This window comes from Pseudonocardia pini, assembly GCF_013870575.1.
GTDB lineage: Bacteria > Actinomycetota > Actinomycetes > Mycobacteriales > Pseudonocardiaceae > Pseudonocardia > Pseudonocardia pini.
Genome location: NZ_JACBXB010000012.1, coordinates 1 through 23,292, shown reverse-complemented (window position 1 = coordinate 23,292; position 23,292 = coordinate 1). Strand labels below are relative to the sequence as shown.

At 71.0% G+C, this 23,292-nt stretch carries 21 protein-coding genes and 1 pseudogene; 5 read left to right on the top strand and 17 right to left on the bottom strand.

The window, feature by feature from the left end:
• Positions 1-28 precede the first annotated feature (28 nt).
• The 14 genes from H5J29_RS02110 to H5J29_RS02045 all read right to left on the bottom strand — a co-directional run bounded on the left by H5J29_RS02110 (position 29) and on the right by H5J29_RS02045 (position 15,145).
• On the bottom strand, positions 29-829 hold the full coding sequence (locus H5J29_RS02110) for an LLM class flavin-dependent oxidoreductase (protein WP_220186889.1): 801 nt from the start codon (positions 827-829) through the stop codon (positions 29-31).
• On the bottom strand, positions 822-1,934 hold the full coding sequence (locus H5J29_RS02105) for an ABC transporter ATP-binding protein (RefSeq protein WP_181779175.1): 1,113 nt from the start codon (positions 1,932-1,934) through the stop codon (positions 822-824). Before H5J29_RS02105 ends, H5J29_RS02110 begins: the two co-directional genes overlap by 8 nt.
• Entirely contained in the window at positions 1,931-3,862 is a 1,932-nt protein-coding gene (locus tag H5J29_RS02100; protein WP_181779174.1) for a dipeptide/oligopeptide/nickel ABC transporter permease/ATP-binding protein, read from the bottom strand. Before H5J29_RS02100 ends, H5J29_RS02105 begins: the two co-directional genes overlap by 4 nt.
• On the bottom strand, positions 3,859-4,806 hold the full coding sequence (locus H5J29_RS02095) for an ABC transporter permease (protein ID WP_181779173.1): 948 nt from the start codon (positions 4,804-4,806) through the stop codon (positions 3,859-3,861). The genes H5J29_RS02100 and H5J29_RS02095 overlap by 4 nt, the downstream gene beginning before the upstream one ends.
• Positions 4,807-4,865: 59 nt before the next feature.
• Positions 4,866-6,428 carry an ABC transporter substrate-binding protein gene (locus tag H5J29_RS02090; RefSeq protein WP_181779172.1) on the bottom strand — a complete coding sequence of 521 codons (1,563 nt, stop codon included), beginning with the start codon at positions 6,426-6,428 and terminating at the stop codon, positions 4,866-4,868.
• Between the two features lie 64 nt (positions 6,429-6,492).
• A complete protein-coding gene (locus tag H5J29_RS02085) occupies positions 6,493-6,948 on the bottom strand; it encodes a nitroreductase family deazaflavin-dependent oxidoreductase (protein ID WP_181779171.1) in 456 nt (151 codons plus the stop codon).
• Between the two features lie 245 nt (positions 6,949-7,193).
• Positions 7,194-7,838 (bottom strand): TetR/AcrR family transcriptional regulator, encoded by a 645-nt coding sequence (locus tag H5J29_RS02080; RefSeq protein WP_181779170.1) that lies wholly within the window; start codon positions 7,836-7,838, stop codon positions 7,194-7,196.
• 4 nt (positions 7,839-7,842) lie between these two features.
• Complete coding sequence (locus H5J29_RS02075) at positions 7,843-8,475, bottom strand: enoyl-CoA hydratase/isomerase family protein (protein WP_181779169.1); 633 nt, start codon at positions 8,473-8,475, stop codon at positions 7,843-7,845.
• An 80-nt stretch (positions 8,476-8,555) separates the two neighbouring features.
• Positions 8,556-9,035, bottom strand: coding sequence for a Zn-ribbon domain-containing OB-fold protein (locus H5J29_RS02070; protein WP_181779168.1), 480 nt, complete (start codon positions 9,033-9,035; stop codon positions 8,556-8,558).
• Positions 9,032-10,195, bottom strand: a complete 1,164-nt coding sequence (locus H5J29_RS02065) for a thiolase family protein (protein WP_181779167.1) — start codon at positions 10,193-10,195, stop codon at positions 9,032-9,034. The genes H5J29_RS02070 and H5J29_RS02065 overlap by 4 nt, the downstream gene beginning before the upstream one ends.
• A 31-nt stretch (positions 10,196-10,226) precedes the next feature.
• Positions 10,227-11,060, bottom strand: a complete 834-nt coding sequence (locus H5J29_RS02060) for a mycofactocin-coupled SDR family oxidoreductase (protein WP_181779166.1) — start codon at positions 11,058-11,060, stop codon at positions 10,227-10,229.
• A 30-nt stretch (positions 11,061-11,090) separates the two neighbouring features.
• On the bottom strand, positions 11,091-12,338 hold the full coding sequence (locus H5J29_RS02055; RefSeq protein ID WP_181779165.1) for an amidohydrolase family protein: 1,248 nt from the start codon (positions 12,336-12,338) through the stop codon (positions 11,091-11,093).
• Between the two features lie 32 nt (positions 12,339-12,370).
• Positions 12,371-13,549: a CaiB/BaiF CoA transferase family protein gene (locus tag H5J29_RS02050; protein WP_220186888.1), complete on the bottom strand. Its 1,179-nt coding sequence runs from the start codon at positions 13,547-13,549 to the stop codon at positions 12,371-12,373.
• 99 nt (positions 13,550-13,648) lie between these two features.
• Positions 13,649-15,145 (bottom strand): aldehyde dehydrogenase family protein, encoded by a 1,497-nt coding sequence (locus tag H5J29_RS02045; RefSeq protein WP_181779163.1) that lies wholly within the window; start codon positions 15,143-15,145, stop codon positions 13,649-13,651.
• Positions 15,146-15,424: 279 nt separating this feature from the next.
• Between H5J29_RS02045 and H5J29_RS02040 the strand changes: the two genes are divergently transcribed.
• The 3 genes from H5J29_RS02040 to H5J29_RS02030 all read left to right on the top strand — a co-directional run bounded on the left by H5J29_RS02040 (position 15,425) and on the right by H5J29_RS02030 (position 20,037).
• Complete coding sequence (locus H5J29_RS02040; protein ID WP_181779162.1) at positions 15,425-16,972, top strand: carboxylesterase/lipase family protein; 1,548 nt, start codon at positions 15,425-15,427, stop codon at positions 16,970-16,972.
• 139 nt (positions 16,973-17,111) lie between these two features.
• Complete coding sequence (locus H5J29_RS02035) at positions 17,112-18,563, top strand: ABC transporter substrate-binding protein (RefSeq protein WP_181779161.1); 1,452 nt, start codon at positions 17,112-17,114, stop codon at positions 18,561-18,563.
• A 241-nt stretch (positions 18,564-18,804) separates the two neighbouring features.
• A complete protein-coding gene (locus H5J29_RS02030) occupies positions 18,805-20,037 on the top strand; it encodes a CaiB/BaiF CoA transferase family protein (protein WP_312858018.1) in 1,233 nt (410 codons plus the stop codon).
• Positions 20,038-20,096: 59 nt separating this feature from the next.
• Here the strand turns inward: H5J29_RS02030 and H5J29_RS02025 are convergent, their stop codons facing one another.
• From H5J29_RS02025 to H5J29_RS02015, 3 genes and pseudogenes are all read right to left on the bottom strand, one after another.
• A complete protein-coding gene (locus H5J29_RS02025; protein ID WP_181779160.1) occupies positions 20,097-20,900 on the bottom strand; it encodes a mycofactocin-coupled SDR family oxidoreductase in 804 nt (267 codons plus the stop codon).
• A gap of 272 nt (positions 20,901-21,172) precedes the next feature.
• A pseudogene (locus H5J29_RS02020) lies at positions 21,173-21,463 on the bottom strand (1-deoxy-D-xylulose-5-phosphate reductoisomerase); the annotation flags it as partial.
• A 5-nt stretch (positions 21,464-21,468) separates the two neighbouring features.
• Positions 21,469-22,203: a DUF3027 domain-containing protein gene (locus H5J29_RS02015; RefSeq protein WP_181779159.1), complete on the bottom strand. Its 735-nt coding sequence runs from the start codon at positions 22,201-22,203 to the stop codon at positions 21,469-21,471.
• Between the two features lie 62 nt (positions 22,204-22,265).
• Between H5J29_RS02015 and H5J29_RS02010 the strand changes: the two genes are divergently transcribed.
• Positions 22,266-23,027 (top strand): glutaminyl-peptide cyclotransferase, encoded by a 762-nt coding sequence (locus tag H5J29_RS02010; RefSeq protein ID WP_181779158.1) that lies wholly within the window; start codon positions 22,266-22,268, stop codon positions 23,025-23,027.
• A 59-nt stretch (positions 23,028-23,086) separates the two neighbouring features.
• The coding region (locus tag H5J29_RS02005; protein ID WP_181779157.1) for a hypothetical protein at positions 23,087-23,292 on the top strand (206 nt) is incomplete at its 3' end.

Below are 23,292 nucleotides of genomic sequence, written 5' to 3'. Positions count from 1 at the left end.
GAGGCCAGCGAGGGCAGGACCTGCTTCTTCAGCTCCTCCGACGACGTCCGGGTGCGCCTGCCAGGACACCGCGCCCGAGCAGCCTGCCCGCGTCGCGACCGTGGAGGGCGGTGAGGGCCGCGACCGCCTCCGCCCGTGCCGCAGGACCGTCGACCCCGATCCGACAGAAGAGGAAGACCGCCCACTCGAACGGCGTTCCGGCACGACCTGCGGCCACGCGCTGGGCCTCGACGGCGACGACCGACTCCGCGTAGCGCACGGGGGAGTAGAGGTACGGCAACCAGCCGTCGCCGAGTCGCCCTGCTCGGCGCATCGCCCGCGGCCCTCGCCCGGCGACGAGGATCGGGACGCCGCCGGGACGCCGGGGAGTGGGCCGCATCCGCACGTCGACCACGGTGTGGTGCCGACCTCGATGGGTGACGTCCGACCCGCTCCACAGCGCGCGCAGGAGTGCGATCTGTTCGTCGAGCCGGCCACCCCGCCCCTGCGGCGACACCTCGCACGCGCGGAACTCCTGGGGGTACTCGCCACCGGTCCCCACGCCGAGACTCACCCGTCCCTCGGTCGCCTGGTCCAGGTCGGCGACCTGTTTGGCGACGATGGCGGGCGGATAGAGGGGCAGCGGGACGACGGCGGTACCGATCCGCGCCCGTGTGCTCAGCGCGCTCAACCGGGCGAGCTGACCCATCGGTTCCTCGGTCGCGTGGGCCGAGCAGACGTGCCCACCCACCCACAGGGAGTCGAGGGGCATGGCCTCGAGCTCGGCGACGACGGGTGGGTCGGGCCTGCAGACGATCCCGAGCCGGACCGGGCCCGTCGGCTCAGGCACCGCGCGGCCCCGATGCCGCCCGACTCCGGTCGACGAGTGGTGGCACCGCACCGTCGGACACTCGCGCCTGCTCGGTAGCCGGCCCGAGGGTGAGGAGATGGCAGCTGACCCGGCGCCCGTCCGCGGTCGTGGTGACCGGAGGGCTCACCCGTGCGCACACCTCCAGCGCCTCGGGACACCGCGGGTGGAAACGACAGCCGGACGGAGGGTGCGTCGGGTCCGGCGGACCGCCCGACAACACGATCCGCGGTCTGCGCCCGATGAGGTCCGGGTCCGCGACGGGCACCGCGGACAGCAGCGCCCGGGTGTAGGGGTGTCGGGGGTCGTCGTAGACGGTGCGGGCCTCGCCCACCTCGACGATCTCGCCCATGTACATCACCGCGATCCGGTTGCTGGCGTGCCGGACCAACGCCGGGTTGTGGGCGATGAGCAGATACCCCACGCCCAGCTCGCGCTGCACGTCTCGCAGGACGTTGATCACCTGTGCCTGGGTGGACACGTCCAGGGAGGAGACGGGTTCGTCGAGGACGACGAACCGCGGCCGGGCCGCCAGCGCGCGGGCGATGCCGAGCCGTTGCAGCTGTCCGCCCGACAGCTCACCCGGGTACCGCTCGAGGTGCTCCGCCGACAGCCCGACGAGATCGGTGAGCTCGCCGAGGCGGGTCCGCCGCTCACCCGGGCCCAGCTCGGTGTGGACCTCGAGTGGTTCCTCGACGCTACGACCGACCGGGAGCAGGGGGTTGAACGAGGAATAGGGGTTCTGGAACACCATCTGCGCATCGCGTCGGAGGGTCCGACGCTCGGCTCGGCCGGCGTGGCTCACGTCCCGTCCGTCGTAGCGGACGACGCCCGCGGTCGGTTCCAGCAGCCGCAGCGCCACCCGTCCGAGCGTGGACTTGCCCGAACCGGACTCGCCGACGACCCCGAGCGTCTCGCCCGCGCGCAGCGTCAGGCTCACGTCGGAGACCGCGCTGACCCGCGAGCGGACCCGGCGGAGGAACCCGTCCCGTACGGCGAAGGTCCGGCTGACGCCCTGCAGCTCCAGCAGGGCCGCCTCGCCCGTGGTCGGCGTGGTCGGCGTGGTCGGCGTGGTCGGCTTGGTCATCGGGCGCTCCGATCCAGCACGAGGTCCTCCGCCCGCCTGCAGCGGACGAGGTGGTCGTCGTCGCCCGCGTGGCCGCGTAGGTCGATCGGTTGCGCGGAGCAGACGTCCTCGGCATGGGCACACCTCGGGGCCAGCCGACAGCCCGGCCCGAACGCGGACGGTGGAGGCACCCGCCCGGGCAACGTCGCGAGGTCCTCGCCCCACGGTGTCCGGTCGGGCATGGAGCGGAGCAACGCATCCGCGTAGGGGTGCCGCGGGCTGTGGAAGAGTCGTCGCACGCTCGCTGTCTCCACGACCTGGCCCGCGTACATCACGACCACCCGATCGGCGATCTCGGCGATCACCCCGAGGTCGTGGGTCACGAAGAGCACGGCGAGGCCCAGCCGGGCACTCAGGTCGCGCAGCAGGTCGAGGATCTGGGCCTGCACGGTGACGTCGAGAGCGGTCGTGGGCTCGTCGGCGATCAGCAGCTTGGGACCGCACACCAGGGCGACGGCGATCGCCGCCCGCTGCTGCATCCCGCCGGAGAACTCGTGGGGGTAGGAGGAGGCGCGCTCCGGCGCGATGCCGACCAGGCCGAGCATCTCCAGAGCCCGCTCCCGCGCGGTCGCCCTGCTCACGTCCTGATGCCAGCGAACGACTTCGGCGACCTGGTCGAGGACGGTGAGCGAGGGTGTCAGGCTCGCCATCGGATCCTGGAACACGACACCGATCTCACGCCCGCGGACCTGTTGCAACGACTCCCTGGAGAGCCCGAGCAGGTCTCGGCCGTCGAAGAACGCCCGGCCCGCCGTCACCCTCGCGGCCGGTGCGAGCAGCAACCGGAGCACGGACAGCGACGTCACGGTCTTGCCCGAACCACTCTCACCGACCAGGCCGAGGGTCTCACCACGGGCGATGTCGAACGAGACGTCCTGGACGACGGTCACCGGGCCCGTCGGCGTGTCGAACTCGATCCGGAGCCCCCGGACCGACAGGAGCGAACCGGGATCCGGCGGGTCGCCCCCGCCGGCGTCGTCCTGGCGCCGGTCGACCGCGGTCAGACCCAGCTGGGCCCCCTTGCGTCGCCGGGTCCCCGGACCGAGCCTGCCGAGGGCGTCGAGCAGGCCGTCGCCGACGACGTTGAAGGCGAAGACGGTCAAGGCGATGGCGATCCCGGGTGCCAGCATGAGCGAGGGATCGACGAGGATGAACTCGTAGGCCTGGCGGAGCATCGCGCCCCAGCTGACCTGCGGTGGTTGAGCGCCCAGCCCGAGGAAGCTGAGCGAGGCCTCGGCGATGAGGACCATGCCCAGCGTCGTCGTGGCCTGCACGATCATCGGCGAGAGCAGGTTGGGCAGGACGTGCCGCAGGATGATCGTGCGATCCGGGGTGCCGATCGACCGGGATGCGTCCACGTAGGCCTCCTCACGGACGGCGAGCGCCTGACCGCGCACGAGGCGGCAGAAGGTCGGGACCAGGAAGACCCCGATCGCCAGCATCGTGTTGGTCAGGCTCGGACCGAGCACCGCGACCAGCACGATGGCCAGTACGAGGGCGGGGAAGCTCATCAGCGCGTCCATCACGCGCATCAGGACCTGATCGACCCGCCGTCCCGAGTATCCCGCCACCAGGCCGAGGGGCAGGGCGACGACCAGCGCGCCCGCCACCGTCAGGATGCTGACCTCCATGCTGACCCGTGCGCCGTACAACAGCCTGCTCAGCACGTCACGACCGAGGTCGTCGGTGCCGAGCAGGTGCGCGGCGGAGGGCCCGTCGAAGGGCGGACCCGCGAGCTGGGCGAAGGGTTCGAACGGTGCGAGGACTCCGGCCAGCACCCCGGCGACGGTGACGACGACGAGGAACGCGAGCGCGATCATCGGGACCCGGTCGCGGCGGAACCGGCGGAGCGCGGCGGCGGTCGGGCCTGCGGTGGCTCTGGGGCTCATGACGTGCGCACCTTCGGGTTGAGGACTCCGTACGTCAGGTCGACGACCAGGCTGACCAGGACGTTCGTCACCACGAACACGAGGGCGACGGCCTGGATCGCCGGCAGGTCCTGGGTGTTGATCGCGTTGAGGAGGTAGCTGCCGATCCCGGGGATGGTGAACACCTGCTCGATCACGACGCTGCCGCCGAGCAGGGTGGCGACCTGGAGACCGAGGACGGTGACCGCCGGCATCGCCGCGCTCTTGAGGGCGTGGCCCAGGACCACCTGCCGCGGACTCCCGCCCTTCGCCCACGCGGTGCGGATGAAGGCCTTGTGCATGGTGTCGACGAGGCCACCCCGCAACTGCCGCACGAGCACGGCGACGGGGAACGCCGCCAGCGCCAGGGCGGGCAGGACGATGCGGTGCAGCCAGCCCGCCGGATCCTCGCTGAACGGCGTGTACCCGGCAGGCGGGAGCCAGCGCAGGACGACGGCGAACAGGGAGACCAACAGCAGGGCGACCCAGAAGGGTGGCATCGCGATCGCGAGGCTGGTTCCGGCGAGGACGGCCCTGTCCTCCCCGTGCCCGGCGCGCAGGCCGCTCCAGATCCCGAGGCCGAGCGCGAGCGGGATGGTCACGATCATCGTGGCGACGACCAGGGACAGGGTGATGGGGAGCCGTGCGAGCAGCTCCGCGGCCACCGGCGTCCCGGAGTCCAGCGACACCCCGAAGTCGAGGTGCAGCACCCCCCACAGCCAGCTCCCGTACTGGACCAGGAACGGACGGTCGAGACCGAGCTCGCTCCGGATCCGCTCGATGTCCGCGACGGAGGCGTCCCCACCGCCCGCCAGGGTCGTGGCGGCGTCCCCTGGTATCAGGACGACCAGGCTGAACAACACGAACGAGACGATCGCGAGGAGCGGGACCAGGATGATCAGGCGGCGCAGGATCAGGCTTGCCACGGGGCCTCCGGTGCGGTGGGTGGGGCGGGGCGGGGCCGGGGGACCGGCGGGTGGGTGGGTCAGGCCGTGGCCTTGACGAAGGCGTCCTGCAGGTCGTAGCCGTAGTTGACGCCGCTGACCCGGACCTCCCCGCCGAGCCGCTCCTCGTTCCACACGACGTACTCGGGCTCGTAGGCGATGGGGACCAGAACGGCCTGCTGAGCGATCTTCAGCTCGAGATCGCGGTAGCCCGCGGCGGCGGCGGCGTCGTCCGGGGCGCCGCCGACGGCGAGAACGTCCGCCACGAGGCCTCGCTGATCCGCTCCGCACAGGTTCTGCACCGCACCCGGCGCGAGCGAGCGCAGGTACTTGTCCATTCCCGTGCGGGAGCCCGGCAACAGCTCTGCTCCGGGCTTCTGCGGAGCCGAGAACTCGGCCACGATGTCGCGGGTCGGCTTGACGTCGATCGTGAGGCCGATGTCCGCCAGCTGGACCCGGACGATCTCGGCGAGGCGTTCGAGGTTGACGTTGGTGGGCCAGTAGAGCTCGATCGGTGTGCCACCGAGGCCGGACTCGGCCACCAGCTGTCGCGCCCGGTCCGGGTCGAACCGCACCACCTGCTCGACGGCGGGGTTGTAGTTGGGGCTGTCCGCGGGCCAGAGTCCGTACGCCGGTTGCCCCTGCCCTGCGTAGAGCAGCTGATTGACCCCGTTCCGATCGATGCCGAGCTGGAGTGCCTGGCGGATCCGGAGGTCGTCGAACGGGGGTTTGGTGGTGCACATGACGAAATACGTGTAGCCGAAGTCCTTGATGGACTTCAGAGTGCGGTACGGGGCGGACTCGAACCGAGTGACATCGGCGACCGAGAGCGGTTGGACCAGGTCGACGTCGCCGGACAACAGGACGTTGGACCGCCCTGGACCGTTGGGGGTGTGGACGAGCTGCACCTTCCCGAGCCGGTAGTGGTCGGGGTCGAAGTACGCCCGGTTGCGCGCCAGGAGGATCTCCTGCTGCGGAACGAAGCTCTCGAGGGTGAACGGGCCCGCACCGACCGGCGCGGTGTTGAGGGTCCCGGGGTCCGCAGCGGGTGACACGATCATGGACTCACGGCCCGCCAGGACCTGGCGGAAGTCGTTGGCCACCGGTGCCCCGATGGTCAGCGTGAGGGCGAGCGGACCCGTGACCGCGACGTCCTGGAGCTGGCGGAACAACTGGTTCTGTCCGGCCTTGGTGCGCTCGGTCGCCTGGTCCCGGTTGCGCAGGAGCCCCGCACGCACCGCGTTCGCGTCGAACGGGCTTCCGTCGCTGAAGGTGAGACCCGCCCGCAGCCGGACGGTCAGGGTCCGCGGGTCGGTGATCTCGACCGACTCGGCCATCCACGGCTCGTACCGACCGTCCGCATACCGCCGCAGCAGCGTCCCGTACACGAGCTGGAGGTACTCCTGGTCGCTCACCGTCGCGGACCTGGTCGGGTCGAAGTTGGTTCCCCCGATGAGATCCAGGAAGGTCCCGACGCGGATCGTTCCGTTGGGGTCGGGCCCGGCGTCGGCTCCGGTCGTGCCCCCGCCGCATGCGGCGAGCACGGTGAGTGCCGCCGCGGCGACCAGGCCGAGCAGTCGTCGTGCCGATCGTCTTGCCTTCATGGGTGTTCTCCTCGTCGAAAGCACCGCTCGGTCGGGTATGGATGCTCAGGGGATGGCCCCGGGGTCACCAGCGGGGGAGAAGGGCCACGATCGGGATGGTCCGCGATGTCCGCCTGCGGTAGACCGCGTAGTTGGGCCAGAGCGCGCACATCCGCGCCCACGCCAGGTCGTACCGATCCGGCTCGGTGATCGGTCGACAGTCGACGGTCATCGTCTGAGGACCGACCTGGATCTCCGCGGAGCCCGCCGCCACCACGTTGAGATACCAGCTCGGGTGCCCCTGCGAGCCACCGTTGGACGCGACGACGAGAGAGGTCGCCCCGTCGCAGCCGTAGATCAGCGGGGTCCTCCGCACGATGCCGGTCCGCCTCCCGGGGACCGCCAGGAGCAGGCAATGGACACCGTTCCACGAATGACCGATCTCACCCGCGGTGGCGCGGTAGCGCGCGACATGCTCGTCGCCGAGAAGTTCGAGGTCCGGGCGGACGTAGCCGGTCTCCGGATCCGTCTCCGAGGTCATGCCGCCTCCCGTGCGCGTCGTTGCGGGGGGTTCGGTGTCGACGCCGGGTCCTCCCGATGGAACGGGCGTGTGCACCCTGGGAAGGACCGCGCGCGTCGAGCAGCCATGGTGGGTGGGCGCTGTCGTCCTGGGACGCCCAGCACCTGCGGTCGTCAGGCCAGACTAGGTTAAGAGCCCATCTCTCACAAGACTGACGTTCTAGTCTGGATGGAACGTGCCTATGGCGAGGTCGGGGACCGTGGCCGCTACGTCCGGCCGGGGCGCAATGCGGCGAGGCAGAAGGCGAGGTAGTGCTCCGCGATCGCGCGAGGCTCGCCACGCGTGACTCCGAGTACCAGGTGATGAACGGTGATACGGAGCCCGTCCGCGATCACTCGCGCGTCCTCGTGCGGGTCCCGGCTGGCGAACGTTCCCTCCGCGACACCCTGCTCGATCGTCGTCGCCACGAGGTCGCGCATCCAGTCCGCGACGCGCGAGATGGTCTCCGCGTGATCCTCCGCGAGGCGCATGTGCTCCTGCACCACCATCCGTGCGTACGGATCGGTACGCCGTCCGCCGATCGTCTCGGTCAGCAACAGGGACAGTCGCGCCACCGGGTCCGGCTCGGCGACAGCCGCCCGCCGGATGGGCTCCGAGGACCTCCGTACGGTGTCCTCGAACACCGCCAGCAGGAGGTCGTCCTTGCTCGGGAAGTAGCGGTAGAACGTCTGGTTCGCGATCCCGGCCCGCTCGACCAGCTGGCTGACGGTGAACGGCTTACCCGTGACGTAGAACAGCTCCCGCGCCTCGTCGATGAGCCGCTGCCCGATGTCGAGGGTGCGCGCCCGGCTCCGGTGGACGGACTCCGAGTTCTCCAACGCGCGACGCTGCCAGTCGAAGAGCTCCGTCACGGCTTCACGGTACCGCCCCGGGCCGGCCGGACGCCGTCACCCTCCGCACCGGGCCGGTGAGGTCCCACACCGCTCGTACGCCCGCTTGAACCGCGGCCGGCGGGCGGCGGGCGATGGAGCGGGCCACGTCGTCCGCCCGGGACCAGAGCAGGTCTCCGGACACCACTTCGCTGACGATGCCGAGACGCATCGCGCCGCGTGCGGACAGGCGTGGATCGACGCCCAGCGCCGTGAGCCGCAGGATGGTCCCGAGAGGCAGCCTGCGGGTCAACCCGGCGAGGGCCGATGGCTCGAGGGTCGCCGCACCGGCGCCCGTGTCGACGCCGACGAGCATGGCGGTGTCGGAGCACAGGACGATCTCGGACTCGGCGAGGCAGTCGAGCCCTCCGCCGGTGATCTCGCCCTGGACGGCGGTGACCAGGGGCTTCCACACCCGGTGGCTCTTCGGCCAGGTGCCGAGGGCGTCCGTCTCCGACACCGAGAAGTCCCGCCCGGCGGCCCGGATGACGATCGCCCGGACGTCGTCGTCGTCGCGGATCCGGGCCCACACCCGGGCCAGCTCCTCGCAGAGCGACCCCGTCAGCGCGTTGCCGGACTCGGGGTCGTTGAGCGTGACCGTCGCGACGTGGTCGGCCACGCACAGATCGACCCGGCCCGCCGGACGTCGCGATGTAGGCCGCGGAGATCCGCTCACGGTCTCCCTCTCCGTCGTCACCGTCATGGTTCGCGCACTCCTTCGCCTGTCGGGCCCGGCGGTGGAACGCCGGGTGGTCGGTGGTCTCGGACCGTGTCGTCACCGACGGTGCAGAACACCGGGATCACGACGCCGTCCCCGATCTGGTGGAACGCGACCTCGACCGCCATCCCGACGCTCGGTCGCCCGCGACACGACAACGCCGAGTGGACGAACGCGCCCTCCTCGAGCTCGATCACCGCGGTGGTGTCGGGTGCTCCCCGGAAGCTGCTCGGGTAGTCCTGGTGGACGACCGTCCACGAGACGAGGCGTCCCCTCCCCGACGCCTCCACCCAGGTCATCCCCGCCATGCCGTGGTCCGGGCAGGCCCCTGCGGGCCAGAGGTGGCGGTCGCAGTCCGAGCAGCGCGACACCAGGTAGCGCTCCTCCCGGCAGGCCTGCCAGAAGACGGCGTCGGCGGTGTCGGCCACGACGTCTCCCGGATAGGGGCGGAAGGTGGTCACCGCGGCCTCCCCAAGATCATCCCGACGTGGGCCCACGATCCCTGCACCCCGCCGTTGCCGCCACTGCCGCTGACCAGACAGAGCTCTGCGCCCGGCACCTGGCTGGACGGTGCCGTCCCGCGGACCTGCAGGATCCCCTCCGAGAGCGGCGTGAAGCCGGTGGCGTAGAAGCCGGAGAGCTGGCCGCCGCCCGTGTTGGTGGGCAGCCGTCCCTTCGGCCCGGTGCCACCACCGCGGACGAAGGCACCCGCCTCGCCCTCGTCGCAGAAGCCGTACTCCTCGAGCTGGAGCAGGACCGCGATGGAGAACGGGGCGTAGAGCTGTGCCACGTCGATGTCCTCCGGTCCCACGCCCGCCCGCCGGAAGGCGGTCCGCGCGGCGTCGGGGGCGGCTCCGGTCCGGCGGAACATCGTGCCGTTCCACCAGTTCTCCAGGTTGTGGCCGGTGCCGGCGCCGAGGACGGCGACGGGTGTCGCGGCGCAGTCCGCGGCGCGAGCCGGCGAGGTCACGACCACGGCGACGGCACCGTCGGTCGGGCGAGAGCAGTCGAGCAACCGCAGCGGGTCCACGATCATGCGGGACTCCTGATGGTCCGACACCGTGATCGGTTCCCCGAAGCCCACGGCGCCGGGCCGGACCGCCCCGTAGGACCGCTCCGTCACGGCGACGGCCGCGAGGTCCTCCGACCCCCCACCGTGACGGTCCAGGTAGTGCTGGGCGGCGAGGGCGTAGACCGACGCCGGCCCGACCAGCCCGTGCAGGTACGGGTATCCGTAGCTGTACCCCCCGAGGTCCGTCCCGGTGGACGCACCATGATGGGGCGTGAGCCGAGGTGCCTCGCCGGTCCAGGCCTCGCCGTAGACACACACGACGTACTCGGCCTGGCCGGTCGCCAGGAGTCCGCCCGCGACCAACACGGACAACCCGGGAGAGGCACCTCCCGAGTTCAGCGCGAAGGAGGTCCGCGGGGTCAGCCCGGCATAGCGCAGGTCCTCGAGCTCGGTTCCGATGCAGATGCAGGCGTCCACCTGCCTGCGGTGCAGACCGGCGTCGGCCAACGCCTCGTCGATCGCCCTGCGGCGGAGCTCACGACGGGAGACGCCGAGGCGCCGCCCCTGTGGGCTCAGACCGAGCCCGACTATCGTCGGCTCGCCTGCCATCTCGCTCGCCTCCTCTTCGTGGACGGGCTGCTCATGCGACCGTGATTCCGGCGTCGACGGGCAGGGTGACCCCGGTGACGTAGCGGGCCGCGTCGCTGACGAGCCACAGGATCGCGTTGCTGACCTCGACGGGGTCGATCGACGTGACCGGGAGGACCCGCTTGTTCCCGACGACCTCCCCCGCCTCCGGGATGCTCAGGAACCGGCGGGAGACCTCGTTGTGGATCATCTCCGTGTTCACCGCCATCGGGTGCACCGTGTTGACCCTGATCTGGTGTGGCCCCAGTACCTGGGCGAAGCCTCGCATGATCCCGACGACACCGTGCTTGGCCGCGTTGTACCCCGTGAGCCCACCGCTGCCGTCGGACATGCCCTTCAGGCCCGCGACCGAACTGGTGATCACGATCGAGCCTCCCCGGCCCCGTTCGACCATCGGGCCCGCGACGACCTTGACCGTGTTGAACGCCCCGGTCATCATGACGTCGACCGCGTCACGCCAGGCCGCCGCCGTGGTAGTGAGGTCGGGTTCCGCCGCACCCAGGTGCAGGACCCCGGCGTTGGCGAGGGCGATGTCGATCCCGCCGAACTCACGGATCCCCGCGGCGACCGCCCCGTCCAGGGCCTCGATGTCGCGGACGTCCGCGGCGATGGTCAGGCACCTCCGACCGGTCTTCTCGACGAGTCGGCCCGTCTCGTCCAGGTCTTCCTGCGAGGCGAGGGGATAGGGCACGGTGTCGACCCGCCCCAGGCCGATGTCGGTGGCGACGATGTCCGCGCCCGCGGCAGCGAGGGTGACCGCGTGCGAGCGGCCCTGGCCCCGCCCCGCCCCGGTGATGAACGCGACCTTTCCGTCCAACGGCCCCATCGGCCCCTCCTTCCGGGTACTCGGTCGGTCTCAGGCGGACGTGCCGGGAGTCGGCAGCGTGGCCGGGTCGGTCGGGGTGAACTGGAAGAGCCGCTCGGCGTTGCCGCGCAACACCTTGTACCGCGTCTCCGGAGCCAGCCCGGCCAACCGGTCGGAGGCGAGCTTCATCGAGTCCGGCCACGTGGTGTCCGAGTGCGGGTAGTCGACCTCGATCATCACGTTGTCCTCGCCGATCAGGTCGAGGTTGCGGATGCCTGCGACGTCGTCGATGAAGCAGCCGTAGACGTGGTCTCGGAAGGTCTGCCGGATGTCGAAGGTCAGGTAGTCGATCGACTGGTCGCCGTCGTCGGTCCGCTCCTGTGCGCTGCCCTTGTTCGGGTCGAAGTCGACGCCCCGCTCGACCCAGAACCGCTGCTTGTCGATCACCTGCTCGGCTCGCTCGAGGAAGTAGGGCATCCACCCGATGTTGCCCTCGGACAGGGCGATCTTGAGCTGGGGGAATCGGACGAAGACGCCGCTGAACAGCCAGTCCAGCATGGTTCCCGAGGTCCGCACCGCACCCCAGGCGAGGTTCGCCATGAAGGAGGTGTCGGAGTTGATCTTCGGGATCTGGGAGGACGACCCCACGTGCATGCAGACGACGACGCCGCACTCCTCCGCCGCACGGAGGAACGGGTCCCAGTAGCGACCGGGGTCGTTGATCGTGGGCAGGCCGAGCGGCTCGGGGTTCTCGCTGAAGGCCACGGCACGCACCCCCCGGCCCGCGACTCGGCGCACCTCGGCGGCGGCCGCCTCGGGGTCCCACAGGGGGATCAGCGCCAGCGGGATGTACCGGCCGGGTGCCGAGGCCGACCACTCGTCGATCATCCAGTTGTTGTACGCGAGGATGCACTCCAGCCCGAGCTCCTTGTCGTCCCCCTCGAAGAAGGTCTGGCCGCAGAAGCGGGGGAAGGTGGGGAAGGAGAGGGAGGCGAGGATGCCGGCCTCGTTCATGTCCTCGACCCGGGCGTGAGGGTCGTAGCACCCGGGCCGCATGTCCCTGTACCCCAACGGCTCCGGTGAGAAGTCGCGCTTCTCGCGGCCGACCGTCGCGGACAGCCCGTTGGTCGGCACCCGCTTGCCGAGGTAGGTCCAGGCCTCGATGCCGTCGTCCCCGGTGAGGAGTCGGGGACCGCGCTCGCGCAGGCTGCGGGGGAGCCAGCGCTCCCACAGGTGGGCGGGTTCGATGATGTGGTCGTCGACGGAGATCAGCCAGTCGAGGTTGAGCTTGTCGGTCATGAGACGTCGTTGTCCTTCCGTGGGGCTGCGCGTCACAGCACGCCTGCGTCCTTGAACTTCGCGATCTGTTCCCAGCTGAACCCGAGCTCGAGCATCACCTCCTCGGAGTGCTCGCCGTGCTCGGGAGCCCGCGTCAGTACCGGGGACTCGCCGTCGAACCGGGTGGGTGGCGGCACCAGCGTGACCTCCGTCCCGCCCTGGTCCGACGTGCAGAGGTAGTCGTTGGCCCGCACCTGCTCGTCGTCGGAGAGCTCGGTGAGGTGCTGGGCCACCGACCACGGGGCGTCGAGGCCCTCGAGTCGCACCTTCCACTGCGCCCAGGGTGCGCTCGCGAAGATCCGGGTGAGCTCGGCGACGCAGTCGGCTGCGTTCCGGCTTCTGGCCGCGGAGTCGCGGAACCGGACGTCGTCGACGAGGTCCGGCCGGCCCAGGTGACGGCAGAGATCGGGCCAGTAGCGATCCGACTCCAGCAGGACCAGCCCGATGGTCCGCCCATCGGCGGTCAGGTAGCCGTGGACGAGCGGGTTCTTCACCGCACGGCCCTGTACCCGGAAATCGGTGCCGCTCGCCGCGCTGTAGACCAGGGCGCTTGAGTTCTGCCACAAGGCCGTCGACAGCAAGGAGACGTCGACGGTGCTGCCGAGCCCGGTGCGCTCGCGGCGGTAGAGGGCCGAGGCGATCCCGAACGCGAGGTTCATGGCGCCCGCCTTGTCCCCGAACGCGGGTGGTTGGTTCGGCGGCAGATCTCCTGGTGTCCCCAGGGTCGAGGCGATGCCGCCGTGCATCCAGAACGAGGAGGCGTCGTAACCGCCCCGGTCCGCCGCCGGTCCGAGAGGCCCCTGACCGGTGGCTCGCGCGTAGACGATGCGCGGATTGCGCTCGCGGACCTCGTGCTCGTCGATGCCCAGCTTCGTCCGGGCGGGACCGAGGAAGTTGGTGAGGAACACGTCGGAGCGGTCGATCAGCAGGCGCAGGATCTCCATGCCCTGTTCGTCCCGGAGATCGAGGCCGAGGCTGCGCTTGCCCCGGTTGGTCTGCGCCATCACGAGGTTGACGTCGTTCAGGCTCGGCGTCATACCGGAGGTCACCAAGCCGCGTTGCGGGTCACCGGTGACGGGATGTTCGATCTTCAGGACATCCGCCCCGAGGTCGGCGAAGACCGCGGCCGCGGCAGGCGCGAATGTCCATTGGGCCACCTCGAGAATGCGCACGCCGGCGAATACCCCGGTCTTGTCCGGCCTTTCCGTAAATGTCGAACGATCATCGGTCAGGCTCATGGAAGACCTTTCTCGTCACTGAGGTGTCGCCGATCAGTGGCTGACCGCCAGGTGTTTGATCCGTTGGAAGGCGCGCAGTCCTTCGATCCCGCGTTCGCGTCCGATCCCGCTCTGCTTCCATCCACCCGAGGAGACGTAGGCGGAGGCGAAGGGGCGGTTGACGGCCACCGTGCCTGCGTCCAGCCGCACTGCGATCGCGAGCGCCTCGGCGGGATCGCCGTACACCCCTGCGGACAACGCGAACGACGAGTCGTTCGCCAGTGCGACGGCGTGGTCGGGATCGTCGTAGGCCAGGACACAGACGACCGGTCCGAAGATCTCCTCGCGAGCGGGAGTGATGCGCTGGTCGGGACAGTCGAGCACCGTCGGTTCGACGTAGTTCCCGGCTGCCAGTCTCCCGCCGAGGCGCGACGGGTGACCTCCCCCTGCGACGACGGCGGCGCCCTCCCGGCGACCCAGCTCGATCATGTCGACGACGCGTCGCGCGTGGACCGAGCCGGCCAGGGGGCCGACCGTGGTCTCGGGATCGTTCGGATCGCCGAGCCGCAGCTCCCGGACGGCCGCGCAGATCGATTCGATCGCTTCGCCGTGGAACTCGCGGGGGACCAGCACCCGGGACTGCGCCACGCACGCCTGGCCTGCGTGGTTCGCCATCATGCCCGCGACCCCGGCGCCGACCCGGTCGAGGGACCCCGGGAGGTAGAGCCCCACGGACTTCCCGCCGAGCTCGAGGAGGACCCGTTTCAGCGTCGGCGCCGCCTGGGCGGCGATGGCGCGCCCGACGGCCGTGGAACCGGTGAAGCTGACGACGTCGACTGCGGGGTGGGTGGTCATGAGCTGGGCGCCCGAGGTGCCCGACTCCACGACGACGTTCAGCACCCCCCGCGGGAGTCCGGCTGCGATCCCCGCACGGGCCAGCGCCAGTGCGGTGAGGGGCGTGAGTGGGCTCGGCCGGAGGATCACGGTGTTGCCCGCCAAGAGGGCGGGCAGCACCTTCCAGAGGGCGAGGTGCAGCGGGAAGTTGTACGCCGACACGGCGACGACGACGCCGACCGGAGCGTGTCGCATCACGCTGAGCGTGACGGAGTCCCGCCCGACCGCCTCCGCGAGGGGAACGGCGTTGGGATACGTGTCCGGCAGGGACCCGAACAGGGACACCGACTCGCGCGCCTGCGCGAGTGGCATCCGCACCTGGACGGGACCGGCGACCCTGCGGGGGCAACCCGTCTCGGCCACCACCAGGTCCACCAGGGCGGCTTCCGAGTCCTCCAGGTGGTCGATCATCCTCAGTACCGCGGCGGCCCGCTCGGCCGGGCTGGTCGAGGGCCACGGGCCTTCGTCGAAAGCACGACGTGCCGCCAGGATCGCGCGCTCGACCTGGCCGATGCCCGCACAGGACACCCGGGCTATCGGCTCGTCGGTCGCCGGATGGTGAACGTCGAGGTGATCGACTCCCTCGACGAAGTCGCCGTCGACGAACGACTGGAGACTGTCCAGATCATGAAGGGGTGACGCGGTGGTGGTCGCCATTGTCCTCGCCTTCCGGCCCGGTGCGTGCCGACGACGCTAGTAGAAGGTCAATCTAGTGTCAATGGAATCACAGTTCCATGATAGTGAGGTCTACCTAACTTGGTGCCGGTATCCGAGGAGCCGTCGGTGAGAAGCACAACCCAGGCAAGCGAGAACAACGCTCTACCGACAGTGAACATCCTGCTCTACTGTCAGGTGGGCGGCTTTTCTGCCGACTGGTGACCGTTCAGTGTCGAATGGGGTTCGTAGGTGATGGGACGTGGTGTCGACCCTCCCCGGGTGACGGTCACCGCCGGGATGCTCCGCGGGCTGACCGCGGATGGCATCACGGCCTTCCACGGGGTGCCGTTCGCAGCCGCCCCGGTCGGCGTCCGGCGGTTCCGGGCACCCGAACCCGTCCTGCCCTGGTCCGGGGTCCGCGACGCGATGGCGCCAGGCCCGGTCGCGCCTCAGGTCCTGACTCCGCTGGAACGTCGCTACGGGCGTCCCGGTGCGCGGCAGCACGAGGACTGCCTGACGCTGAGCGTCTGGACTCCCGCGGTCGACGACGCCGCCCGACCCGTCGTCGTCTGGTTGCACGGCGGGAACTTCGTGAACGGCTCCGGATGCACCCCGAGAACCGACGGTGCGGCGATGGCCCGCCACGGCGACGTGGTCGTCGTCGGGGTGAACTATCGTCTGGGCGCGCTCGGCTACCTCTTCCTGGGTGACGTGGTGGAGGGGGAGGAGGGCTCCGGAGCCTGGGGCCTCCTCGACCAGGTGGCGGCGTTGCGCTGGGTCCGGGACGAGATCGCGGCGTTCGGTGGTGACCCGGACCGGGTCACGGTGATCGGCGAGTCGGCCGGGGCGATGAGCGTCGGGGCACTCCTCGGCACACCCGCTGCGACCGGGCTGTTCCGGCGGGCCGTTCTGCAGAGTGGAGGACCCGCCGGCGTCCGGAGCCGATCCGAGGCGACAGCGGTGGCGAAGGACGTGCTGTCCCACCTCGACCTGCGGCCGGATCCCACCGGGGTGGCGGCCCTGCGCACCGTTCCGACGGAGCGACTGCTCGCCGCACAGGCCGCGGCCGCCGCGACGGTATGGCGAGCGGCGAAGTCTGCCGGTGGCGCGGGTGGCGCGTTCGCGCCGGTCGTCGGAACGGACGTGTTGCCCCGCCATCCGGCAGCCGTGATGGCGTCGGTGACCTGGCTGGATGGCCTGTTGATCGGCACGAACGCCGACGAGATGCGGATCGTCGAGGCGTTGGACCCGGACTTCTACGACCGGTCCGCGGAGTTCGTCAGGAGCCGGATCGGCACCTCCTTCGGCAGGCGCGCAGACCAGGCCGAGCGGGTGTACCTGAGGGGCCGCGAGCCGTCCGACGCGCTCGTCCACCTCGAGGGGGATCGCAGGTTCCTGATTCCGGCCCTGCGCATCGCCGACCAGGTCGCCACGGCGGGCGTGCCGACGTGGATGTACGAGTTCCGTTACGCAGGCGGCGATCTCGGGAGTGCTCACGGCCTGGAGATCCCGTTCGTGTTCGACAGCCTCGACGCGGACGGGTCTCGGGCGATGCTGGGTGAGCCGACGCCGGTGTCGCGCCGACTCGCCCGGGACGTGTGCAGGACATGGGCGGCCTTCGCACGATCGGGCTCCCCGAACCAGGGGGGCTTGCCGACCTGGCCGCGCTACGAGGCCGGGCGGCGCCGAACGATGATCATCGACGAACGGCCGAGGGTCCTGGACGACCCGGCCGGCGAGCGTAGGCGGGTCTGGGCGGGCGTCGAGACCGATGCTGCCGTAACGGTTCCGGCCGACGTGGCTCGCACCCCCCGCGACCTCGAGTGACTGGAGAGTCATGCATCCGACCGTCAGACGACCCTTCCCGATCGTGGCGCTCGTTCTCCTCGTCGCGCTTCTCGCAGGGTGCGGTGGCTCCCCGGGAGGCTCCGACGACCCCGCGGCAGGGCGTGCGACTCGCGACGGTGTGTTGCGCTTCGCCTACACCGTCGCGCCTGCAGGACTCGACCCCCACGTCTCGGCGAGCTACATCGCGCAGGAGACCTACCTGTTCCCGCTGTACGACCGGCTCACCCAGATCACGGGTGGGCCGGAGCTCGAACCCATGTTGGCGACCGGTTGGTCCTTCAGCCCCGACGGCCGGGAGGTCACCTTCGTCCTGCGCGACGACGTGACGTTCCACGACGGCTCACCGGTCACCGCGGACGCGGTGAAGGCCAGCTTCGACAGGGCGCTCCACCTGCCGGAGTCGACGGTCAAGAACAATCTGAGCATGATCAGCGGGATCGACGTGGTGGACCCGCGCACGGTGAGGTTCACCGCGAACCGGCCCGCTGCCGACCTCCCGTACGTGGTCTCGACGTCGATCGGCTCGATCATCAACCCGGCTTCGCTCGGGCGTTCGGACCTCGACCGCAGGCCGGACGGGTCGGGACCGTTCGTCGCGACGTCCGTCCGGCTGGGTGACGGGGTCACCTACGAGCGAGCCCCTGACTACTGGGACCCGGCGGCGACCACTCTCGCCGGGCTGGAGATCGTCGGCATCACGAACGACAACGCCCGGCTGAGTGCGCTGCGCTCCGGACAGATCGACATGATGCTCGCCAAGGTCGGCCAGCACGCCCAGGCCTCGAGTCTGGGCCCGGACTTCGCGGTGCACTCGTACCCGGCGGCGGCGACCTACGCGCTGCAGCTCAACACTCTCCGGCCCCATGTGGACCAGGTGAAGGTGCGGCAGGCGCTGAACTTCGCGGTCGACCGGGTCGGGCTGGACGACGCGATCCTGTCCGGTCAGTGTGCGCCCAACGGCCAACCGCTGCCACCGGTGTTCGACGGCCGCGGCCATCTGGTGGCCCCGCCGGTCACCTACTCGCGTGACGTGTCCAGAGCGAAGGCCTTGCTGGCCGAGGCGGGCCTCCCCGACGGGTTCGAGATGACCATGCTGGTCGGCGCCGGCCTCTCCCCGCAGGACAAGATGGCCCCCGCGGTGCAGGCCCAGCTCGCCGAGATCGGGGTCCGGGTGCGGATCGAGGCGCAGGATCCGGTGCAGGTCAACAGCCTGTGGAACTCGCAGTCGCCGTTCGACTCGTACATGCAGGTACGCACGGCCGGGCCGACGGCGGCGATCACCCTCCGCGACAACTACCTCGTCACGAACCGGTACCCGGGGCCGACACCGTCGGGTTTCGAGGCGGCCGTGAACGCGGCCTTCGACTCCGCCCTCTCGGTCGAGCAGGTCGACCGCACGCTGCAGGAGGCGTCCTCGATCGCGGTCGACCAGGCCATGGACGTGTTCCTGTGTGCGCTCCCCACTCAGGTGGCTCACTCCACCCGGGTCACGGGCGTCGAGACGATCGGTCAGGCGGACTTCCAGGGGGTCTTCGACCTCAGGTACGTCGGGATCACCGGCGCAGGGTGAGCTGCGCGTTCGCGGCGACGGGAATGTGTGCCCCTTATTGCTCGCCACGCTCGAGGAGGCCGCCGGTCCCGACGGGCGCCGCGGGTGATGCACCTGTCCGTGGGTGGTGAGAGTCGCTGCCGACCCCGGTGAGTGGTGGGATGCCGGATCCGCCGCGTGACAGTTTCGTATACTGTTATGCGGGGGACAGTGGAGACCTCGCGAGCGCGGGGCCAGTCGACGTCGACGAGGAGGCGGTTCGGTGCATCGACCGATGGAGGGCGTTCGGGTCCTGGAGGTCGCGCAGTTCACGTTCGTGCCCGCGGCGGGAGCCGTGCTCGCGGACTGGGGCGCTGACGTGATCAAGATCGAGCACGCGGAGCGCGGCGACGCCCAGCGCGGGCTCGTCCGGCTCCTCGGGCTGGACGTGTCGAGCAAGGGCTCCTCGTTCTTCCCCATCATGGAGGGGCCGAACCGCGGCAAGCGCAGTGTCGGCATCGCGCTGGAGAAGCCCGAGGCCCGTGAGGCGTTCGAGGCACTGGTGCGCTCCGCCGACGTGTTCCTCACGAACTTCCTCCCCGGCCCCCGGTCGCGGCTCAAGATCGACGTGGCGGACATCCGGGCGATCAACCCGGACATCATCTACGTCCGGGGCAGCGGTTTCGGTGCCCGCGGACCCGAGGCGGACAAGGGCGGGTACGACAGCACCGCGTTCTGGGCCCGCGGCGGGAGTGCCTCGGGTGTGACCCCGAAGGACTCCGACCGGCTGATGCGGATGCCCGCCGGTGCCTACGGCGACTCGATCGGCGGGATGACCATCGCCGGCGGGATCGCCGCCGCGCTCTACTCCCGCAAGGCGACCGGCGAGCCGTCGGTGGTCGACGTGTCCCTGCTCGGGGTCGGGGCCTGGGCCACCCAGTTCTCCGTGAACCTCGCGCTCATGGCGGACGGGCCCCTCCCGGAGCGGGAGCACCCGAAGCACGGCTCCGCGACCAACCCGCTGATCGGCAACTACCGCACCGCGGACGGGCGCTGGTTGGAGTTCTCCATGCTCCAGCCCGGCGTGTACTGGCCGGAGTTCTGCAGCGTGGTCGGTCGCGAGGACCTGGCGGCCGACGAGCGCTTCGACTCGACCGAGAAGATCATGGCGAACGCCCTGGAGGCGGCGGAGATCGTCGCCGAGATCATGGAGTCCCGGACCTTCGACGAGTGGGTCGAGACGTTCGAGGGCATGAAGGGCCAGTGGGCCGCGGTGCAGAACTCCTACGAGGTCGGCCGGGACGTGTCGCTGCGCGCCAACGGCTTCATCGCCCCCGTCGTCGACGCCGACGGGGTCGACCGGGAGCTCGTCACCAACCCGGTGCAGTTCGACGAGACCCCGGCGAACCTCCGGCGGGCCCCGCAGTTCGCCGAGCACACCGACGAGGTCCTGCGCGAGCTGGGCCTAGACGACGAGGCGCTCCTCGCGCTGAAGATCGCGGGCGCGGTCACCTGACGAGTCCCCCGGGATGTCCGGGCCCACGGGCCCGGACGTCCCGGTGCGGGGGACCGCGGTCAGAGGCTCACGCCGGCGTCGACCTTCAGCTCGAGGCCGGTGATGTAGCGGGACTCGTCCGAGGCGAGGAAGACCACGGCGTTGCTGATGTCGACCGGTTCGACGGTCTGGACGTCGAGGGCGTTCACGTACGCCGACCCGAGCTTCGGGTGCTTCTCCAGGAGCGGGAACAGCGGCGCGGCACCGGCCATGAAGGTGTCGCTCACACCGGTGGGGTGCACCGTGTTCACGCGGACGGCGTGCTCGGCGAGCTCGAGGGCGAGCGACCGCATCAGCCCGACCACGCCGTGCTTCGACGCCGTGTAGGCGGCCAGGAACGGCGCCCCGCGGACCCCCGCGTAGGAGCTGGTGATCACGATCGACCCGCCGCCGCGCTCGACGAGGTGGGGGAGGGCGGCCAGGCAGGTGTTCCACACCCCCGTCATGTTGATCCCGAGGGTGGTCTCCCAGACAGCGGAGTCGGCGGTGTCCCAGCTCTCGGCGAAACACACACCGGCGTTGGCGGACACCACGTCGAGGCCACCCAGTGCGGTCGCGCCCGCCGCGACCGCCGCCGTCAGACCCTCCCGGTCGCGGACGTCCACATGGGCCACGTGCACCCGTCGGTCGTGGGCCTCGACCAGCTTCACGGTCTCGTCGAGCTCGGCGGCCGTGGCCATCGGGTAGGAGACGTCGGCGGGCTGGTCGCCGACGTCGACCAGGATGAGATCGGCACCCTCCTCGGCCATCCGGACGGCGTGGCTGCGCCCCTGGCCGTGGCCGGCACCGGTGACCAAGGCGATCTTGCCCTGCAAACGGTTCATGTCGTTCTCCCTCTTCCCACGGGTCCGCCGTGTCGCTCGCGGCGGTCTCCGCACCACCTCGAAGCGTACGACCACGCCGGAGGGCTTCGCACGAATCAGTGGTGGGAACTCGACCCGGGATCCCACGCGGGGCGGCGACCAGGCCTGAACTGCGCGATTACGCTGCGAGAACATCCTCGGCCCGGGAGTTCACAACGAGTACACTCTTTTCGTAGCCCGGCTCCACGACGACGTGAGGAGTGCAATGTCCACATCGGTCCCTGCCGCGGACGGGACGCCGTGAGCACCAGCCGCGCGACCTCGTCCCGGGTGCCCGCCCGCAGGCACTGGGCCAGCGCCGAGTGCTCGGAGTCGACGGGGACGATCTGGTCGACCCCGGCCGCCCTGGTCACCAGCGGCCCGCCCGCGACGAGGGACTCCTTGTTGGCCAACGCGAGGGTGGCCCCCGCGGCCAGCGCCGCCAGGGTGGGGCCGAGACCACGCGATCCGGTGATCCCGTTGAGCACGACGTCCGCCGGGGTCGTCGCGACGAGCTCGGCGGCCGCGCCCGGCCCGTCGAGCACCTCCACTACACCAGGGCGGCGACGTGCACCGGCGAGCCGACCTTCACCTCGATCTCGGAGTGCGCGCCGCAGCCGAACTCGACGGACACCGCGGTGCCGTCCGTGGTCGCGTACTCGTTCGCGCACACCCCGAAGCCCGCGCGCAGCGAACCGGCGAGCGGCACGAAGAACCCGCAGGTCCCGCACACGTCGGACGCCGCGCGCGCCATGTCGGTGTCCGGCCCGTGGGCGTCCTGCCAGCGGGCGGCGGCATCGATCCGGCCCTCGCGGCTGAGCACGCGGGTGCGGCCGAGCCCGATCTCGACGGCGACCTCCTCGACGGCGGGATCGTCCGACTCCACGTACGCGGGCACGAGCCGGGTGTCGTCCGGGTCGACCGGCAGCAGGTCGCCGGGGCCCAGGTCACCGGGTCGGATGCGCTCCTGCCACGGCACCCAGCTCGGCCCGACCAGCGCCTCGTCCCCGGGCAGCAGCACGACCTCGCTGACGGTCACGGGTGCCGCCTCGACCGCGGCCAGGGTCACCGACCAGCGCCAGCCCCGGTACCCCGCGACCTCCGCGGCGAAGTGGTGCGTGACGGCGCCACCCTCCTCGACGACGGACCCCAGGTGCGCCCCGACGGCGGCCTCCGCAGCCTCGGCCCCGAGGTCCTCCGCGGCCTCCTCGACGGCCGCGGCGCGGGCCCGCTCGACGGCCGCCGACGCCGCATCGGCCGCCGTGCCTGCGGTGATCGTGGACATCGCACTCCCTCGCCTGGGTCGGTCGGGTCGATTGTGCCATCCGGGTGCGACATGATCCCGCGGTGCGTCTCCTCCTGGGCTCCCTGCTGGCGACGGTCGCGCTCCTCGCCGCCTGCGGCGCGTCCGCGACCGTCCCCAGGGTCGAGGTGCTGGGCACCCTCCCGCACGACCCGACCGCCTTCACCCAAGGCCTGGAGCTCGCCCCGGACGACCCCGGGACCCTCTACGAGGGCACGGGACTGGTCGACCGGTCCCAGCTGCGCGAGCTCGACGCGGCCACCGGTGCCGTCCGCCGCGCCGTCCCGCTGCCCGCGGGGCTGTTCGGCGAGGGGATCACCGTCGTGGGGCCGCGGATCTGGCAGCTGACCTGGCAGGACGGCGTCGCGCTGGAGTGGGACCGGGCCACGTTCACCCTGCTGCGCCGGGTCCCGGTCCAGGGTGAGGGCTGGGGCCTGTGCGCCGAGCCCACCAGGCTGGTCCGCTCCGACGGCACCGACCGGCTCCGCTTCCACGACCCGGAGACGTTCGCCGAGACCGGCTCGGTCGCCGTCACGCTCGACGGCGCGCCGGTGACCGAGCTCAACGAGCTGGAGTGCGTCGACGGGCAGGTGTGGGCGAACGTCTGGCGCACCGACCGGATCGTGCGGATCGACCCCGCGACCGGCGCGGTCACCGCCGAGGTCGACGCGAGCGGTCTGCTCACCCGCGAGCAGCGCGCGGGCACGGACGTGCTCAACGGCATCGCCCACGTGTCCGGGGACGAGTACCTGCTCACCGGCAAGCGGTGGCCCGAGACCTTCCGCGTGCGGCTCACCCGGGAGTGATCCGGCTCGCCCGCCGCGGAACCGGCACCGGAGGTCCCGCGCCGGGCAGAATGGGGTCCATGGCGCGCGACCACCGGAACCGTTGGTGGGGTGGGCGTGCGCGCGGCCGCTGGGCCGTGGCCGACGGGGGCACGCCGAGCCCCGAGCCCACCCAGCGACCGGAGCCCGAGCCGTACGTCCCGACCGTCCACCGCCGCTACCCCTGGCACGACGACCCGGACTACGACCCCGCCCAGTACCGCCGACGACTTTTGGCGGGCCCCGG

Excerpts from the sequence above, each read along its gene's own strand:
- H5J29_RS02105 (WP_181779175.1), bottom strand. The coding sequence starts at position 1,934 with ATGACCAAGCCGACCACGCCGACCACGCCGACCACGCCGACCACGGGC.
- H5J29_RS02100 (WP_181779174.1), bottom strand. The coding sequence starts at position 3,862 with ATGAGCCCCAGAGCCACCGCAGGCCCGACCGCCGCCGCGCTCCGCCGG.
- H5J29_RS02090 (WP_181779172.1), bottom strand. The coding sequence starts at position 6,428 with ATGAAGGCAAGACGATCGGCACGACGACTGCTCGGCCTGGTCGCCGCG.
- H5J29_RS02085 (WP_181779171.1), bottom strand. The coding sequence starts at position 6,948 with ATGACCTCGGAGACGGATCCGGAGACCGGCTACGTCCGCCCGGACCTC.
- H5J29_RS02065 (WP_181779167.1), bottom strand. The coding sequence starts at position 10,195 with ATGGCAGGCGAGCCGACGATAGTCGGGCTCGGTCTGAGCCCACAGGGG.
- H5J29_RS02060 (WP_181779166.1), bottom strand. The coding sequence starts at position 11,060 with ATGGGGCCGTTGGACGGAAAGGTCGCGTTCATCACCGGGGCGGGGCGG.
- H5J29_RS02055 (WP_181779165.1), bottom strand. The coding sequence starts at position 12,338 with ATGACCGACAAGCTCAACCTCGACTGGCTGATCTCCGTCGACGACCAC.
- H5J29_RS02045 (WP_181779163.1), bottom strand. The coding sequence starts at position 15,145 with ATGGCGACCACCACCGCGTCACCCCTTCATGATCTGGACAGTCTCCAG.
- H5J29_RS02025 (WP_181779160.1), bottom strand. The coding sequence starts at position 20,900 with ATGAACCGTTTGCAGGGCAAGATCGCCTTGGTCACCGGTGCCGGCCAC.
- H5J29_RS02015 (WP_181779159.1), bottom strand. The coding sequence starts at position 22,203 with ATGTCCACGATCACCGCAGGCACGGCGGCCGATGCGGCGTCGGCGGCC.